Source organism: Mastigocoleus testarum BC008, assembly GCF_001456025.1.
Classification (GTDB): Bacteria; Cyanobacteriota; Cyanobacteriia; order Cyanobacteriales; family Nostocaceae; genus Mastigocoleus; species Mastigocoleus testarum.
This window is the reverse complement of record NZ_LMTZ01000103.1, coordinates 64,521-80,004: the sequence shown is the minus strand read 5'-3', so window position 1 is coordinate 80,004 and position 15,484 is coordinate 64,521. Positions and strand designations below refer to the sequence as shown.

Sequence of the window (15,484 nt, the reverse complement as noted above, 5' to 3'; positions counted from 1 at the left end):
GCTTAAAGTTTAAGTTAATTAACAGATACTTATAGCCAAGGACGACTCACCAGTTCTAATTGAGAAACTTCATCTTCACTCAAACTCCAACCTAAAGCACCAGCATTTTGCTTTACTTGTATTGCTGTTTTTGCTCCCGCTATGGGAATTACATTACCTTGGGCAATTAACCAGTTAAGAGCTACTTGTGCTGGAGTTCGTCCATACTTATCCCCAATACTACGCAGTAGGGATATTACTGGTTCTATTTTAAGTAAAGCATCTCGATTAAATCGTGGATCTATTTTTCTTGCTCCATCAGGAGTTATATTCTTATCAGAAGAATATTTACCTGTTAATAAACCCTGGGCTAAGGGACTATAAGCTAATATTGTGACATTTAATTCTTTTGCTGTATCCAAAATACCACTAGTTTCAATTTGACGAGACAGCAAAGAATAGCGTACTTGATTTACTGCTAAAGGTACCCCATGGGCTGCCAATAAACCACGTGCTTCGCGCATTTGTACTGCAGAATAATTACTAACTCCCACCGCTTTAATTCTTCCTCGCTTTACTTCTTGGGCTAAAGCATCCATAAGAGTTTTTTGACTCATAAAAAAAGCAAAAGGCCAATGTACCTGGTAAAGACTAATATTTTCTAGCTTAAGTCTTTTAAGACTATTGTCCAGGGCATCAACAACCGACTGACCTGTAAATCTCCACGGTAGTGGTCCAAACTTTGTTGCGATTCGAATATCTTCTTCTGTAGACTGCATGAATTTACCTAATAGTTCTTCGGAAAGTCCGAGACCGTAAACTTCAGCAGTATCAAAAAAAGTAATTCCCGCATCTAAAGCAGCATTAAAAGCAGCTTCTACCTCCTTCGCTCCATAATCGCTGCCATAATTCCAAAATAGTTTATCGCCCCAAGCCCAAGTACCAATGCATAAAGGCTTTACTTTTAGAGTATTTTGGATAAATAAGTTTGTTTCCACGACGACCAAATTTTATCAAGTTACATTTCTTTACTTTTAACAGTTATTGTTACCTATTTGCTATTTCTTACTTATAGTGATGGAGATTACTAAGTGATAATTGTAATTAGCAGTTAACAGAATTTGATACTAAACTAGTACTGGGAAAAATAATTGTAGGAGCAATTAATTCTAAGAACAATTAATTTGTTTGGGAAAGCGAATGCAAAATATAGTTCGCTGATTTCCACTTTCGACATCAATTGAAGCTTCTAGGATCTGGGCGAGTTTTTTCACTAATGTGAGTCCCAAACCAGTACCACCATATTGCCAAGGGTCATTATTGGGAATGCGATAAAATTGATTAAAAATTAATTCTTGCTCTTCTGGAGGTATTTCCACACCAGTATTAGTGATACAAAGGGAAATTGCTTGTGGGTCAGCTGTAGTTTGAATCGTAATCTTCCCATCTGCAGGAGTATATTTGCAAGCGTTGTTGAGTAATTCACGAATAATCCGCTCCAAAATTAGGGGGTCTACCAAAATCTCTAATTTTTCCTTTGATAGCTCAAGAATTAACTCTTGTTGCTGATTTTGAGTGCGTCGGAAAAATAGTTGGGTAAGTTCGGGAATCCAGAGATGGAGGTCGACTAATTCCGGTGCGATTGTTTTAGCTTTTGCATCTACATAACAAAGAGTCAACAGGTCATCTAATAATTGCTTTTGTCGTTGACATGACTCATGAAAGATTTTTAGAACTCGCTTAAAAGTGGGAGAATTTTTCGGATCTGCTTTGTTAACCAAAAGAGTTTCCATAGTTTGTGCAGCAAGTTGAATGCTACTCATGGGAGCTCTTAATTCATGGGAAATAGTTTTCAGGAAATCATCTTTTAGTTGATTGAGCTTGGCTAATTCTTCAATCTGCTGATTTGATGCTGCGTATAATCGAGCTTGACGGATGGCGATCGCGCATTGGGAAGCCATCTGTTGCATGAGTTTAATTTCTAATTCGGTAAATACTTCTCCTGGAGGTCTGAGTCCCCAAAGATTACCAATTATGCCGCGATCATCAAAAATGGGACAAGCTAAGCGGGTAACTTGAATTCCTTGGGGATCGAATTGGGGAATTTTTTCTACAAGTTGAATTGGTATTTTTTGTAGTAGTTGTCGATAGAGTTCGGGAAAATCAGAGACTTTTCTGCTTTCTCCCTGGCACTGAGGTAAAGTAATACTGTGTTCGTAGGCAATTGTAGCTGTTATTTGCTCGGAATCATAAAGCTCAATTTGACAGCTACTGAGGTGAAGAACTTCCCCTAACTCTTGAGCTGCAGTTCGTAAAATATAGCTCTCATCAAGGCTATCGCGAATTTTATTGGTAATGCGTCGTACTAAAGCTTCAAAATTTAAAGCTTGTTGCAGTTCTTGATTCTGTGCTGCTAAAGTGCGGCGCATTTTTTGCAAAGTAAGATGGGTTTGAATCCGGGCTAAGACTTCTTCTTGCTCAATCGGTTTGGTAATATAGTCAACTCCTCCCAATTTAAACCCCTGAACTTTATTGACAGTTTCGGAAAGAGCAGTTAAAAAAATTACAGGAATATCTTTAGTGGATGACTGGGCTTTAAGCTGACGACAGGTTTCAAACCCATCAATCTCCGGCATCAAAACATCCAATAAAATTAAGTCCGGGGCTTGAGATTGAGCAATCTGTAACGCACTTTCTCCATCTTCAGCCAACAATACCTTAAATCCTTGTTCCTCAAGATAAGAAAATAGTACCTGTAAGTTATTGGGAGTATCATCTACAAGTAAAATTACTTCTGAATTATTTGCTTGATGACTTTTTGCTACGGTTAATTTACCAGTTTGGGATTTAGGGATAATATCATCAGATAATGGAGAAAAATTTTTTATTTCCCGAGCAAAACTTTGTTGTTTGCGATCTCTCGAACCTTCTTCTGGCTCAGTTTCCATCAATTTAGCATTTGCGACCGAAGTAGGCATAAATAATGGCTTTTGATATGTCAGCATAAGCAGCAGCTACCATGGCAGGAGGACTGAAGATGGTTATAATAAATCTACTTCCTGTAATATATTTTAATATTTAATTCTAGCCTTAAGAAGAATTTCCTTTACTGTTGCTAGTAGCAATAGATAATTCTACTCAATTCATAATAGAGAACTTGAGATTTAAATTTTTATTTATGTCTGGAAAACGTTTTCGATTCTACAACGTTTTCGATACAAGTCTAATATCAAATATGTGACTGAAGCTGTTGATTCAATTACTTTAATTAAATCACGGTACAGCAAGGTTTTTGTACGCGGTCTTTCTATACTTAGACAGAGGTTTGTATACTTTAATCTCTCCATGGAGATATTGACTAAAGTTACAAACTAATTATTTATGAGACATTAATTCATTATTAACGATAAGAAAATCTTATTATATTTATTTTAAACTATCTCTAGTCTTTGCTTGAGATAGCACTTTAGCTTTAATGACACAGCCAATCATCAGACTTATTTATTTATTATATTTATTATTTTTGTCAACCTTTAGTAACTATTCGTTACATTTGCTTGCTACAATAGTTAATATAAATTAATAAATACTTCAGGATAGATTATGCAGTCAGTTCGCTTAGGTAATTAGCAAATCCTGGTCTCCCTGATTTTTGTAATAACCATAGTGACTCTTGCGACCTGTCTTGAAAATTACAAATTGAAAATTACAAATTGAAATTTACAATCTGCTCTTTAAATTATTTGAGGGTATAAGTTCCGGATGAAATGTTTTATTTGCACCCGCACAAAGACAGAACCAAAATGATTAGTATTTCCAAATTTATCAAGCTTTATGGTTCTGGAAAGTTTGATTTTAGTAGGTCTGAAGTCAATCTTAAACAAGCTGACTTGAGCGAGGTCAACTTGATGGGGATTAAATTGTGGAAAGCTAATTTGGCTGGAGTGAATTTGAGTTTTGCAGTACTGCGTAAGTCGAATTTAAGTGAGAGTAACCTTACAGGAGCAACTCTATGGCGGACAGATTTTAACCAAGCCAGCCTAATTAAGTCACAATTTAGTCGAGGAATGCTGATTCGGACTAATTTTTCCCGAGCCACTTTATATAAGTCTCTTTTTAATAATGCAGATATGCGCTTGGTTTGCTTAGAAGGAGCAGATTTGCGAGGTGCTGATTTATCGGGAGCCAACCTGAGTTATGCTGACTTGCGTGGTGCTAATTTGACGGGAGCTAACCTGAGCTACGCCGATCTTACCGGAGCTTATTTAGCTAAAGCCAACTTAAGCAATACCAACCAGGAAGGAATAATTTTCGAGGGAGTAGATTTCAATCAAATGATCTTGCCCAATGATACATGTGTCAGCAAAACTGCACTAATTAATAATAGAGTAAATAATATTGGGGATCTTCGACGGCTAAATAAAGAAGTTCTATAGCCTTGAACTTATGGTTTTATTCGAAGTTTTCTTGCCATTTCAACTGGACTTAGAATTATTTTATCGTGGTGAGAAACAAAATGAATCTGACTAATTCTCTTTTGCGGGACTTAGTTACAGAGTATTCTAGTCTTCGTCCCCAGGTATATTTCAAATCTTCTTTGCTTGCTCTCACCCGCGCAATGGAAGATTTGGTGTTAGCCAGTGATGATGCGCCTTTGGTCATCGCTAATTTTCAGCATGAACGCTTTTTTCGCCAACAAGAACGTCGCTTTTATCGTATTGCGCGAAAAACTAATCAAGTTTACGTGTTAGCAGTACCAGATAACAAATCTGACTTTGAAGAACTTAATTCTGGTTACAATACTATTCCCTTAAAAATTACTGATACTTTAGCTGGAGAAAAGTATTTGGTAATAGTAGGGGATAAATATACAGCTTGCTTAGTAGGTCAGGAAAAGCTTTCCTTGAAAGAATTAAGGGACATGAGAATCCCTATAGAACAAGGAAAAAGGTTTGAGGGGTTTTGGACTTTTGAGTACGATATAACTATAAGTGCAGCGGACTGGTTATTGGGGATAATTCAGAATTATCGTCCCGAGTTGGGAGAAAAGATAAAGCAAGCAAGAAAATCGTATAGTTTGAATGATTTGACTGATGTGACTAAAAGATTACCTAGTAAATCTTCATTGCTGGTAAATCAGTCCATTGATATTAATATTTTTACTCAACGTTTGGTCACTTATCTTCAGGCTAGTCAATACAAATTACTTAAAGCTTACAAATCAATTGCCCTAGCTTCACGTAAAGAAAACTTAATTTATAAAATCGCTCAAATCCAGCGTTATTCTCTAAACCCAGAAGAAATACTCAAAATTACAGTCCGGGAATTGGGTCAAATTTTTCCCCAGTATCGATGTATTTTATATCGTGTTCGTCCTGGCGATATTGAGGTGAAAATTGAGTATGAATTTCTACCTCCAACCATGCCATCATTAATTGGTCAAAAATGGTCGCTAGTAGATAATCCAATCTTTATTGTTGCTCAAACTCAAAAAGAAGCACTGGTAATTAATAATGCAGCTGAAAATATTTATTTACAGCAAAATCCCATATTAAAAGACAAAATTAACCGGGCTGAAATTAATTCTTGGTTAATGGTTCCAATTCGCTATCAGGAAACACTTTTGGGTGTTTTGGAATTACATTGTGGGGGAATGGGACAATTACAATGGCAATCAGAAGATATAGCTTTAGTAGAAGCAGTAGCGACTAGTGCAGGGGTCGCTTTAACTCAAGCCAGTACTTATACCAATTTAGTAGATTTAAACCAGCAATTAGAAGCTGTAGAGCGAATTCAAAATAATTTAATTGCTGTTGTCGGACATGAATTACGTACTCCCCTGTCAACAATTCGGGTATGTCTGGAAAGTTTGTCTAGCGAACCAGATATGCCAAATGAATTACGGGAGGCGATGTTAGATACAGCACTTTCTGATAGCCAACGGTTGGGCGAACTAATTCAAGATTTTTTAACTTTATCTAAGCTAGAAGCAGGAAAAGCATACCGTAATATAGAATCCACAAAAGTTGAGTATGCTCTCGATTTAGCTTTAAACAGACTTCAGAGGAGTTCTCAAGTAAAAGCAATACCAGAAATTAAGGTAAAGTTATCTCCTGAGTCACCTTCTGTTTTAGCAGATGTGGAAGGATTAGTAGAAGTATTCTACAAACTTCTAGATAATGCCTGTAAGTTTACACCGCTTGAGGGAGAAATTATTATTGCAGCTAAAATACAGCAGACAATAACAGACAAAATTATTTCTCCGGCTAATACCACTGCAGAGTTAATGCTAGAGGTACTGATTAGCGATACAGGACGAGGGATTGAAGCAAGTCAGCTTGAAGTAATTTTTGACCGGTTTTCCCAGTCGGAAGGCTACCTTAGACGTACGGTCGGTGGTGTTGGTTTGGGATTAGTGATCTGTCGTCAAATTATTAATGGTATGGGTGGAAGCATTTGGGCTAGCAGTGAAGGAAAAGGTCGAGGAAGTGAGTTCTATTTTACAATTCCCATTGAATCTTCTGATGAGCTATCTGAGCAAAGCCCATCTGTCTGAAAGTAATTTGAATTCTAATACCAACTTAAAAAAATAATGAGACAAATATAGCGACAGACACCTCGTTTAGGACATTATAATTTTGGTTTAAAGGGAACAGCGGTCAGACCTGTTAATTAACCTCTTACTCCTAAATCCTACTTCTAACGAATTCTTTAAGCTTCTTCAACTGACAAGTTTCTGCTAGTTGACGGATTTGTTGTAAAAACGGAATTAATTCAGGTTCTTCCTGTTCCCAAAAATCTATTTGGGATAAAACTCCCCGGATATCTCCCTGCATAACCAGTTCTAAAATTTGAGTTAATTGTGCTGGTGATGGGGTAACTAGAGATATATTTTCGCTATTGGTATCTGTTAGTACTGGTGCTAATTTTTGATTTAAAAGAGAACGAGTTGAGCCATTTTGAGTGACCCATTCTAGTTGTAAGTACTCTTCTAAAACTTGGAGTAATTTCTCAAAATTCAGGGGTTTAGCAAGAAATCCATTTGCTCCTACTTCATAACACTGGGATTCATCTGCTGGGAGAGTGCTAGCAGAAACAATGATAATTGGTAAATCTTGAAAGCCTGCTTCTTGTCTTAAGATTCGGGTAACTTCCCAACCATTCATCCCCGGCATCACTAAATCTAGTACGATCAAATCTGGCTGATGTTGTCGAGTTTGGGCGATCGCTGCTGCTCCCGAACTGGCTTCAATGATTTCAAAGCCAAGGGGTGCGAGAAAACTAACTAAAACTTCCCGGTTATTGTCTAAATCATCTACTACTAAAATTTGACGTTTTTGTCCTGTGTAACCAGTAATGTCAAGGTTGGAATCTTTACTTGGAATAACAGCTACGGGTGTTTCCACAACAGGGAAATCTAAATCAAACCAAAATGTACTACCCTCACCCAAAATACTGTTAACTTGAATTTGACTACCCATCTGTTCGACAAGATTTTGGCTGATAGTTAAGCCCAGTCCAGTTCCTTCTTGGGGGGACTGGTGGCGATTTAACTGGTAAAAGGGTAAAAATATTTCTTTTAATTTATCTGTGGTAATACCTATGCCCGTATCTTCAATTTGGAAACGAATTTTACCTTCAATTGATTCTTCTGGCTTGTTTGTTGTTGACCCAAGTGTGTTTTCGCTAGAAAAACTTTTTGTATAGCCAACTTTAAAAGTTACCTTGCCTGCAGGTGTAAATTTAACCGCGTTACTAAGTAAATTAAGCAATAGTTGACGCAGACGAGTTTCATCCCCTCGTACCATTGTCGGTAAGTCAGACAGAACTTGATATTGAAATTCTATTCCTTTCTGTTGACAACGTACTCGAATAATGGCTACTAGACTATCTAAAAACGAAGGTAAAATAAAATCTTTTAATTCTAGGGTAAGTTTACCTGCTTCAATTTTAGCAATGTAAAGAATATCGTTAATCAGGGTTAGCAAATGCTGACCTGACTGCTGAATTACATCAATTCCCCTTTGCTGATTTGGAGTATTGCTTGGTTCGCGCTTGAGGAGTTGAGCAAATCCTAAAATGGCATTAAGGGGTGTCCTTAATTCGTGACTGGTGTGAGCGATAAAAGCACTTTTGGCTTGATTTGCAGTTTCTGCAGCTTCCTTTGCTTGCTGTAGTTGCAAAGATTGGTTTTGAATTTGAGTAAATAAGTCAACTTGGGCGATGGATATACCTAATTGAATTCCAGCTTGGCTTAGTAAGCGAACTTCTCCTTCTTTCCATTCCCGAGGAAGTTCATTTTGGTAAGCAGCTAGTAACCCCCACAGTTTATCCCCTTGAAAAATTGGGGTGATACAAAAAGCTCTGACCTGAATCTGTTCGTACATTTCGCGGTGACAATCGCTCAAATCCGCAGTCTGAATATCGTTTACGGTAAAAGCTTCGTGCTGATTACAGCGACCACCTCGAGTTTCTTGCAAACAAGTATCTGTCCAACCCGTTTGCATCGTATTTCCCAACAGTGGTTCCCAACCTTCCACTACAGATTCAGCGACAAAATCACCACTCCAATCGGGGTTAAAACAGTAAAGAACTAGACGTTCGCATTTTAAAGTTTTTCGCAGCTGCTCGGTAGTATCTTGGAAAATTTCTTGTAAGTTTAAGCTTTTGCGGATTTTTTCTACGACCTTGCGAATTGCTCTTTCCCTTTCGGCGCTTTCTCTGAGTTCGACTTCGGTTCGTTTCTGTTGGCTGATATCAGTGGAAATTCCACAAATAGCGTATACTTCACCATTAGCATCGATCAGAGGTGCTTTGGTGGCAATATAGGTGTGAAGGCTACCGTCCGAGATGGGAAGTTGTTCTTCAAATATTAAAACTGATTTAGTTTCTAAAACCTGGTGTTCGTTGGCGATTAAAGCTTCAGCAATGTGTTGAGGAAAAATATCCCGAGTGTTCTTACCTAATAATTCAGCTTCAGTTAAACTAAATAATTCTGTATACTGCTTATTTACTAATAGATAACGTCCCTCAAGGTCTTTAAGATAAATTAGTGATGAAGTTGTTTCTAAAATTGCCCTCAGTCTAGTTTCCGATTGCTGCAGGGCTAAGGTGCGTTCTTCTACCCTGGCTTCCAATTCCTGATTTAGTTGTTGTAATTGAGATTTGGATTGTTGTAGGTCTTGATTGACCAAACGAATTTGTTCTTGAATGGTTTTAAGTTCGTGGATATCGACAAAAGTAATTACTAATCCATCCAATCTACCGTCTTCTAGTAAATAGGGGTTGATCCGCATCAACAGGTGAAAATCCTGTTTAACTAGCTTAACTTCCTTATCTAATAATTTTTGGCTGTCAATTACTGAGCAAAGTAATTCGATTAGGTTTTGGCAATCTAGGTTGTGGGTAATATGTTCTAATGGGCGATCAATATCCGCTTCCACTAGATTTATTGCAACAGTTGCTGCAGGAGTAAATTTACGAATTCTTAGATTTCGATCTAAAAAGACAACGCCAATTTCCGTACTCCGCAACAAGTTATCAATGTCATTATTTAATTCGGTTAACTCTTCAATTTTTGATTGATATTCAGCATTGACGGTATACAGTTCTTCATTAACTGAATGTAGTTCTTCATTAGTACTTTGTAACTCCTCATTCGAAGCTGTTAGCTCTTCATTAGTTGCTTGTTGTTCTTCATTGGTAGTTTCAAGTTCTTCAATTACAGCCTGGAGATTTTCACGAGTTTGTTGTAGCTCATACTCCAGTTCCATAATTCTTTGTGATGCTTCGGCATCGGCTTCAAAGCGTTCTCCTGAAAACTGTTGTGGAGTTTCATCTTCCTGAATAAAAATAGTAAAGAAATCGTCTGCTAATTTATTGCTTTCATGATAGGTAACTTCAAGTTTTACATTATTAACTATTTTTTTTCCCGATTTATCTAATTCGTCTAATTCATTTAATTTAATACCGCTATAAGAGACTGCAGAACGCTCTCTTTTCGCACGATGAAGGGCAGTAATTAAAGGTAATTGTAAACTGGGAATTATTAATTTGGTAATTTCTGTAGTAGTTCTACCTGAAGGTACTTTTATAACTTCAATCCCATCATTAAAAGTGTGAAAAAGTTTATGTTCTCGATCTACTAATAAACAGGTCGCTTTATATTTCGCTAAAAAAGCAATAAATGCTTTATCTAGCATTGGTTCAAGACGATTTTCATTTGGATTTTTAGGTAGGGAATAAGGAAGAAACTGACGAGAATTTTTCTCTATCCCTTTAATAGGCATAGTTAACCTAATATCTCTGCGTTTTTGGTAGATTTTGCCTTTTTTATGTAGTGGTTTAAATTCAGGTTCAATGCGACCGAGAGTTTCTGCTTCTCCTAAAAATAAAACGCCCTTAGAAACTAAAGAAAAATGAAGATTTCGTAATACTTGTTGTTGCAAATCTGATTGTAAATAAATCAAAACATTACGACAAGTAATTAAATTCATGCGAGTAAAACCAGCATCTTTAGTCAGGTCGTGGGGGGCAAACAACAGCTTTTCTCGTAGCTTGCGTACCACTTGCCAAGAATTATCTTTACGAACAAAATAACGTTCTAAACGTTGGGAAGTAACATCATTGACAATGGTTTGGGGATAAATCCCTTGGGTCGCTTTTTCCAAAGCCACCTTATCAATATCTGTGGCAAAAATTTTAAATCTTACTGGTTTGTCCGATTTGGCTACGGCTTCATCTAACAGAATTGCTAAGGAATACGCTTCTTCTCCTGTAGCGCAGGCAGTCACCCAACAGCGTAACTCCTCCTTCGGCTGAGTTTGAGCGATTAGTTGGGGAATTACATCAGTTTCTAAGAAATCCCAAGCAAGACGATCGCGGAAGAATTGGGTGACGCTAATTAGCAAATCGTGACGAAGAATCGCCCGCTCTTCCGGAGAGGTTTCTAATAAGCGAATAAAATCATTGAGATGATTGCAACCGCTAATTAGATAACGGCGATGGATGCGCCGCGATAAAGTGCTAGTTTTGTAGTGAGAAAAATCAATTTGTTCGTGTTGAGCGAGAATAGTTGCAATCCGTTGTAAATCGTAGGATTTAAGGAAAGTAACTGGATCTTGGTTGGATTTATTTGGGGACTTTGGTAATAACCCTGGAGGGTTGGCGTAAACCGATCGCACCAACTGATTAATTACTTGGGCTAGTTCCTTGGGAGATAGAACTCGATCTACTACTCCCGTTGCGATCGCAGTACGGGGCATTCCATCAAATTCGGCTGTAGCGGGGTCTTGTACCATTGCAAAGCCACCAGCTTCATTAATGGCTCGCAAGCCATTGGTTCCGTCGCTACCAGTACCGGATAAAATTATCCCAATTGCACAGTCGACATAGTTTTTTGCTAGAGATTCGAAAAAAATATCAATAGGAAAGTTAAGTCCGTGGCGATTTCTTTCCTCTTGTTCGAGTAAGTGCAGTTTTTGGTTTTCTACCACCAGATTTTTCCCTGGAGGAATCAGATAGACTGAATTTGGTTCCAATTTCATCCCCTCCGTTACCCGATATATTGCCATCCGGGTGCGTCGTTCTAAAAGTTCTTTCATCAGACTTTTGAAATCTGGAGATAGGTGCTGAATTACAACAAAAGCAGCTCCACTATCGGTAGGCATATTTTCAAAAAACTCCTCCAAAGCACGGAGTCCGCCCGCCGATGCACCAATACCGACAACAAAGAAGTTACACTCAGGATCGGGGATGGATCGATCGAAACCAGATTCACTTTTTGACATATAACTAATAGGGCAGCATTGTTTTTAATGCTAATTGTTTATTATCAACTATGGATCCTACAAAGCATAAATACCACTTGCGCTGTATTTGCAACTGTTTCATGCTGGTAGGTCATGTGAGATTAATATTAGTTATTTTAAACTACCCAACACCTAGTAAGTACAGAGTTTTATGTACTGGCTATCTGATGGATATAAATATTTTAGAAAAGGTTAAATTTTGCTCGTGGCAGTATTAAATATTTCCTATGAATTAATTGCTGATAACGAAGAAATAGCTCGAAAAAAAGCATTACCTAAGTTAAGAGAGTTGTGTAAAAAAGTAGAAAATGCAATTAAATTTGTTGAAAAGGATTGCTTAAAAATATTTCCTAATTTCTTATTTGAGATGAACTTCTACCTTGATTATGTAGATGTGGATGAGTTAGAAAAGCTTGAGGAAGGTATTATTTGGGAGTTCCATTGTTATGGAGAAGCTAAAATAATAGATCCAAATAAAGAAATCACAGAATACCAAGATAAAAGTTTTGACGAGTACGATATTTGGCATAAATTAGGTGAGCCAAAATATCAAGATATTTGCGAACCATTGTATTACTGCGATTGGTTAGCCGTGAAGCCTTTATGTGACGAGACTATTGAAAGCACCGGTGGTACTATTTCTGTGGAATTTTCTGGGATTAAAGCAGTTGACAGCTATCACGGTGGAATTCATTTTTATGATAATCCTAGATGGCTGTGAGGTTAGGTAAGTGCAAGTAAACTACTATTTAAGCCTTATAGCCATATCGCGCTCAAGTTCGTTTGCATCTTTTTGAATAATTTTATATTTATTCAAAACTGGTGCGATCGCTTGTTCTTCTCGCTCTACATAATCGTAAAATTCAACAAAAATTCGTTCGACTTCTTCGTAAATAATATTTAGTTTTTGATTGAGTCGAGCCGTGACATCGCTTTGAAATTTATCTTGCTCATTATCCAGAGCATCCTCAAACTTTTTAATGATACGACGACGTTGCCAAGCAATCCCAACAGCGAAGACTACAACACCAACACCAGCAAAAGCAAAACCAACTGCATTTAAAATTGCATCTGCGATTGCAAATTCAATAACGTTGAGAATCATCCCCCCAACCGCAGCAAATGCACCTCCGACAATTTCGACGGTCATATTGTCAGCATTGGAGTTCAAAGAATTAACGAATCCTTCGTCACTAAGTAGTTGCTCAACTTTTAATTTAACGCTCTCAATTACTTCCTGACGGCGTTCGAGAATTTTGATTGAAATATTATTGCTTTGAATTCGATCAGTTTTAATATTACTCAGGTCTTGACTTAGTCCTTCGAGTAGTTGACGGATCCCATCAACAAAATGCTGCGCTCCCTCACGAGAAATTTCTTCCAGTGAAGATTTGAGTTCCAACTCACAGCGTTTTTTAAATTCTTCGATCCAAGCTTGCATGGAAGCATCTTTCTTGAACAGACCAATAAAGGAACGCCTAATTACCGTGAAGACTGAAAAACTATCCCTAAATTCGCGCTTAATCCTAGCTGAAATGTTTTCGTAGCGAGTGCAAAGTAGTTGGACTAAATTATTAATTTCAAAACCGGATCGCTTTTTTCCGGCTTCGATTTTATTTTTGATATTTTCTACTGTTTGTTTATCAGAGCTTAACTGTAGACCTAACCTTTGAATATCATCGTTGAGGGCTTCAATAATCTTCTGAGTGGTTTGGCTAACTGTACGCAGCTTAATTTTATAACTCTCTCCAGAAGAAACTATATTTTTGATGTATTCTCTAATTTCTTTAAAACCGCTATTTTCTTGCTCGTCGTTAAATTCTAATTCTGCAGAGGTTGCAAATACTATCGGCGACTGGATTTGCTTTTGATGAGCATATTCTTTAACCCGTTCGATATTTTTAACGAGATCGGTACTCCTGAGTAAATCTTTTTGCTGCAGAACAAAAACTACTTTTTTACGCCATTGGGCGCTAACATAGTCGAGAAAATCCCAAGCACTTTTTTGATAAGGATTCTTTGCAAATAGAACGAAGAAAGTCAAGTCACTGTTGGGAATATATCTTTCAGTAATAACTTGATGTTCTTTGATGACTGTATTAGTTCCAGGAGTATCAACAATAGAGATATCTTTAAGAATATTGATCGGTAATCCGATTTTCCTTAGATTTGGCTCTACTTCCCGGACAAACTTATTCCGTGCATAAACAATTTGCTGAATAGAATCCGTACAAGGTTCGATATCGGTTGCACACACCTCTGCTTCGAGCAAAGCATTAACAAAACTACTTTTACCTGCTTTTACTTCACCGACTACAACAAATAAGAATGGTTCGTTAATATTTTTTCTGAGGCTATCAGCAGTTCTTTGTAATTCCAAATTATTTATATCAGCAGCTAGCTGCTGCATGCGGTCGAGCAAGCCATCTAAATCCGAACGATATTTTTGTAATACTCGATCGACAATTTGGTTGCTCATTATATTTTTTCTCGCTTGGCTAATTACAGTAATTGACTTTTCAAGATTTTATTCAGTATATCTGTATAAATAAATTCAAGTAGTGGTAGTTGGTAATTGGTAATTGGTGATTTGTAATTGGTTACCCTTGTTTGTAGTTCTTAGGTGGGTTAACCATAAACAGACGAGAAATTATAAGGAACGTATTATAATTCGTCTGTGTTGAGATATTTGTGTTGAGATATTTGTATTGAGATATTGTATATCCTTATTCTAATCTCAGACGCCACAGAATTTATTCAATTTCTTATTCTTTAATTTGTTATTTTTCAGCTCACTACATATTAAATTAGCTACATGACTGATTTTTGGACCACGGTTGTTGAATTTTCTCAAAAAACTACTTTGAGAGTCGGTAGGCAGTTAATGCAGGATTTCGGTCGAGTACAGGCTGATGCCAAAGCTGATGGTAGCTTGGTTACTAAAGCTGATAAATGGGCAGATCGAGAAATTGTAAATGCGATCGCTACTACTTTTCCGGATCATGGCATCCTTTCTGAAGAAGGAGAAAAGGTCTTTCCTCCCAAAAAATGGTGTTGGGTAATCGATCCATTAGACGGAACGACTAATTTCACACGCGGTCTTCCAATGTGGGCAATTTCTCTTGGTTTGCTGTATGAAGGAACACCCATTTTTGGATATGTTTACGTACCAACTTTAGATCAAACGTTTCATGGATTTTGGCAAGGCTCATCTAGTTTAGATATGCCGACTGGAGCATTTCGTAACGGAGAACCCATTCATACAAGTCCTGACGAACCGAGTAGCCAACATTTTTTTTATCTTTGTTCTCGGAGTACTTCAGTACTTAAAACAGATTTTCCTTGTAAAATTCGCATGTTGGGTGTTGCGAGCTATAACTTTTTAACAGTAGCTAATGGAGCGGTTTTAGGTGGAGTTGAAGCGACACCAAAAGTTTGGGATATTGCTGCTGTGTGGGTAATTGTTCAAGCTGCTGGTGGAAGCTGGGTATCTTTAAAATCAGACCCTTTTCCTTTGTCCGTAGGTATAGATTATAGCGATCGCTCATTTTCAACTTTAGTTGCGAGCCGCGAAGATTTAGTACCTATATTTAGAAAATTTTTAGCACAAAAATATTAGCACAAAAATAAAAGTTAGAATTTGGAACAAAAATAAAAATTAGGGATACAAGATTAGAGTTTTTAAAATTTAGAAT

General features: G+C 37.3%; 8 protein-coding genes. 4 read left to right on the top strand and 4 right to left on the bottom strand.

Annotated elements, in window-relative coordinates:
* Window positions 1-29 precede the first annotated feature (29 nt).
* Both BC008_RS24320 and BC008_RS24315 read right to left on the bottom strand, forming a co-directional pair.
* The gene (locus tag BC008_RS24320) at window positions 30-977 is read right to left on the bottom strand and encodes an aldo/keto reductase (protein ID WP_027842872.1); all 948 of its coding nucleotides are present in this window, start codon (window positions 975-977) and stop codon (window positions 30-32) included.
* A gap of 171 nt (window positions 978-1,148) precedes the next feature.
* Window positions 1,149-2,957, bottom strand: a complete 1,809-nt coding sequence (locus BC008_RS24315; protein ID WP_201026172.1) for a hybrid sensor histidine kinase/response regulator — start codon at window positions 2,955-2,957, stop codon at window positions 1,149-1,151.
* An 825-nt stretch (window positions 2,958-3,782) separates the two neighbouring features.
* Between BC008_RS24315 and BC008_RS24310 the strand changes: the two genes are divergently transcribed.
* Together BC008_RS24310 and BC008_RS24305 are read left to right on the top strand one after the other, a co-directional pair.
* Window positions 3,783-4,415, top strand: coding sequence for a pentapeptide repeat-containing protein (locus tag BC008_RS24310; RefSeq protein WP_201026170.1), 633 nt, complete (start codon window positions 3,783-3,785; stop codon window positions 4,413-4,415).
* Between the two features lie 80 nt (window positions 4,416-4,495).
* Window positions 4,496-6,535, top strand: a complete 2,040-nt coding sequence (locus BC008_RS24305; protein ID WP_027842870.1) for a DICT sensory domain-containing protein — start codon at window positions 4,496-4,498, stop codon at window positions 6,533-6,535.
* A gap of 130 nt (window positions 6,536-6,665) precedes the next feature.
* Here BC008_RS24305 and BC008_RS24300 read toward each other — a convergent pair whose 3' ends face one another.
* Window positions 6,666-11,768 (bottom strand): chemotaxis protein CheB, encoded by a 5,103-nt coding sequence (locus tag BC008_RS24300; protein WP_027842869.1) that lies wholly within the window; start codon window positions 11,766-11,768, stop codon window positions 6,666-6,668.
* 226 nt (window positions 11,769-11,994) lie between these two features.
* Between BC008_RS24300 and BC008_RS24295 the strand changes: the two genes are divergently transcribed.
* Window positions 11,995-12,510: a hypothetical protein gene (locus BC008_RS24295; RefSeq protein ID WP_058183949.1), complete on the top strand. Its 516-nt coding sequence runs from the start codon at window positions 11,995-11,997 to the stop codon at window positions 12,508-12,510.
* A gap of 24 nt (window positions 12,511-12,534) precedes the next feature.
* Here the strand turns inward: BC008_RS24295 and BC008_RS24290 are convergent, their stop codons facing one another.
* The gene (locus tag BC008_RS24290) at window positions 12,535-14,268 is read right to left on the bottom strand and encodes a dynamin family protein (protein WP_027842867.1); all 1,734 of its coding nucleotides are present in this window, start codon (window positions 14,266-14,268) and stop codon (window positions 12,535-12,537) included.
* A gap of 336 nt (window positions 14,269-14,604) precedes the next feature.
* Between BC008_RS24290 and BC008_RS24285 the strand changes: the two genes are divergently transcribed.
* A complete protein-coding gene (locus BC008_RS24285; protein ID WP_027842866.1) occupies window positions 14,605-15,408 on the top strand; it encodes an inositol monophosphatase family protein in 804 nt (267 codons plus the stop codon).
* Window positions 15,409-15,484: the final 76 nt, after the last annotated feature.

Excerpts from the sequence above, each read along its gene's own strand:
- BC008_RS24315 (WP_201026172.1), bottom strand. The coding sequence starts at position 2,957 with ATGCCTACTTCGGTCGCAAATGCTAAATTGATGGAAACTGAGCCAGAA.
- BC008_RS24310 (WP_201026170.1), top strand. The coding sequence starts at position 3,783 with ATGATTAGTATTTCCAAATTTATCAAGCTTTATGGTTCTGGAAAGTTT.
- BC008_RS24305 (WP_027842870.1), top strand. The coding sequence starts at position 4,496 with ATGAATCTGACTAATTCTCTTTTGCGGGACTTAGTTACAGAGTATTCT.
- BC008_RS24300 (WP_027842869.1), bottom strand. The coding sequence starts at position 11,768 with ATGTCAAAAAGTGAATCTGGTTTCGATCGATCCATCCCCGATCCTGAG.
- BC008_RS24290 (WP_027842867.1), bottom strand. The coding sequence starts at position 14,268 with ATGAGCAACCAAATTGTCGATCGAGTATTACAAAAATATCGTTCGGAT.
- BC008_RS24285 (WP_027842866.1), top strand. The coding sequence starts at position 14,605 with ATGACTGATTTTTGGACCACGGTTGTTGAATTTTCTCAAAAAACTACT.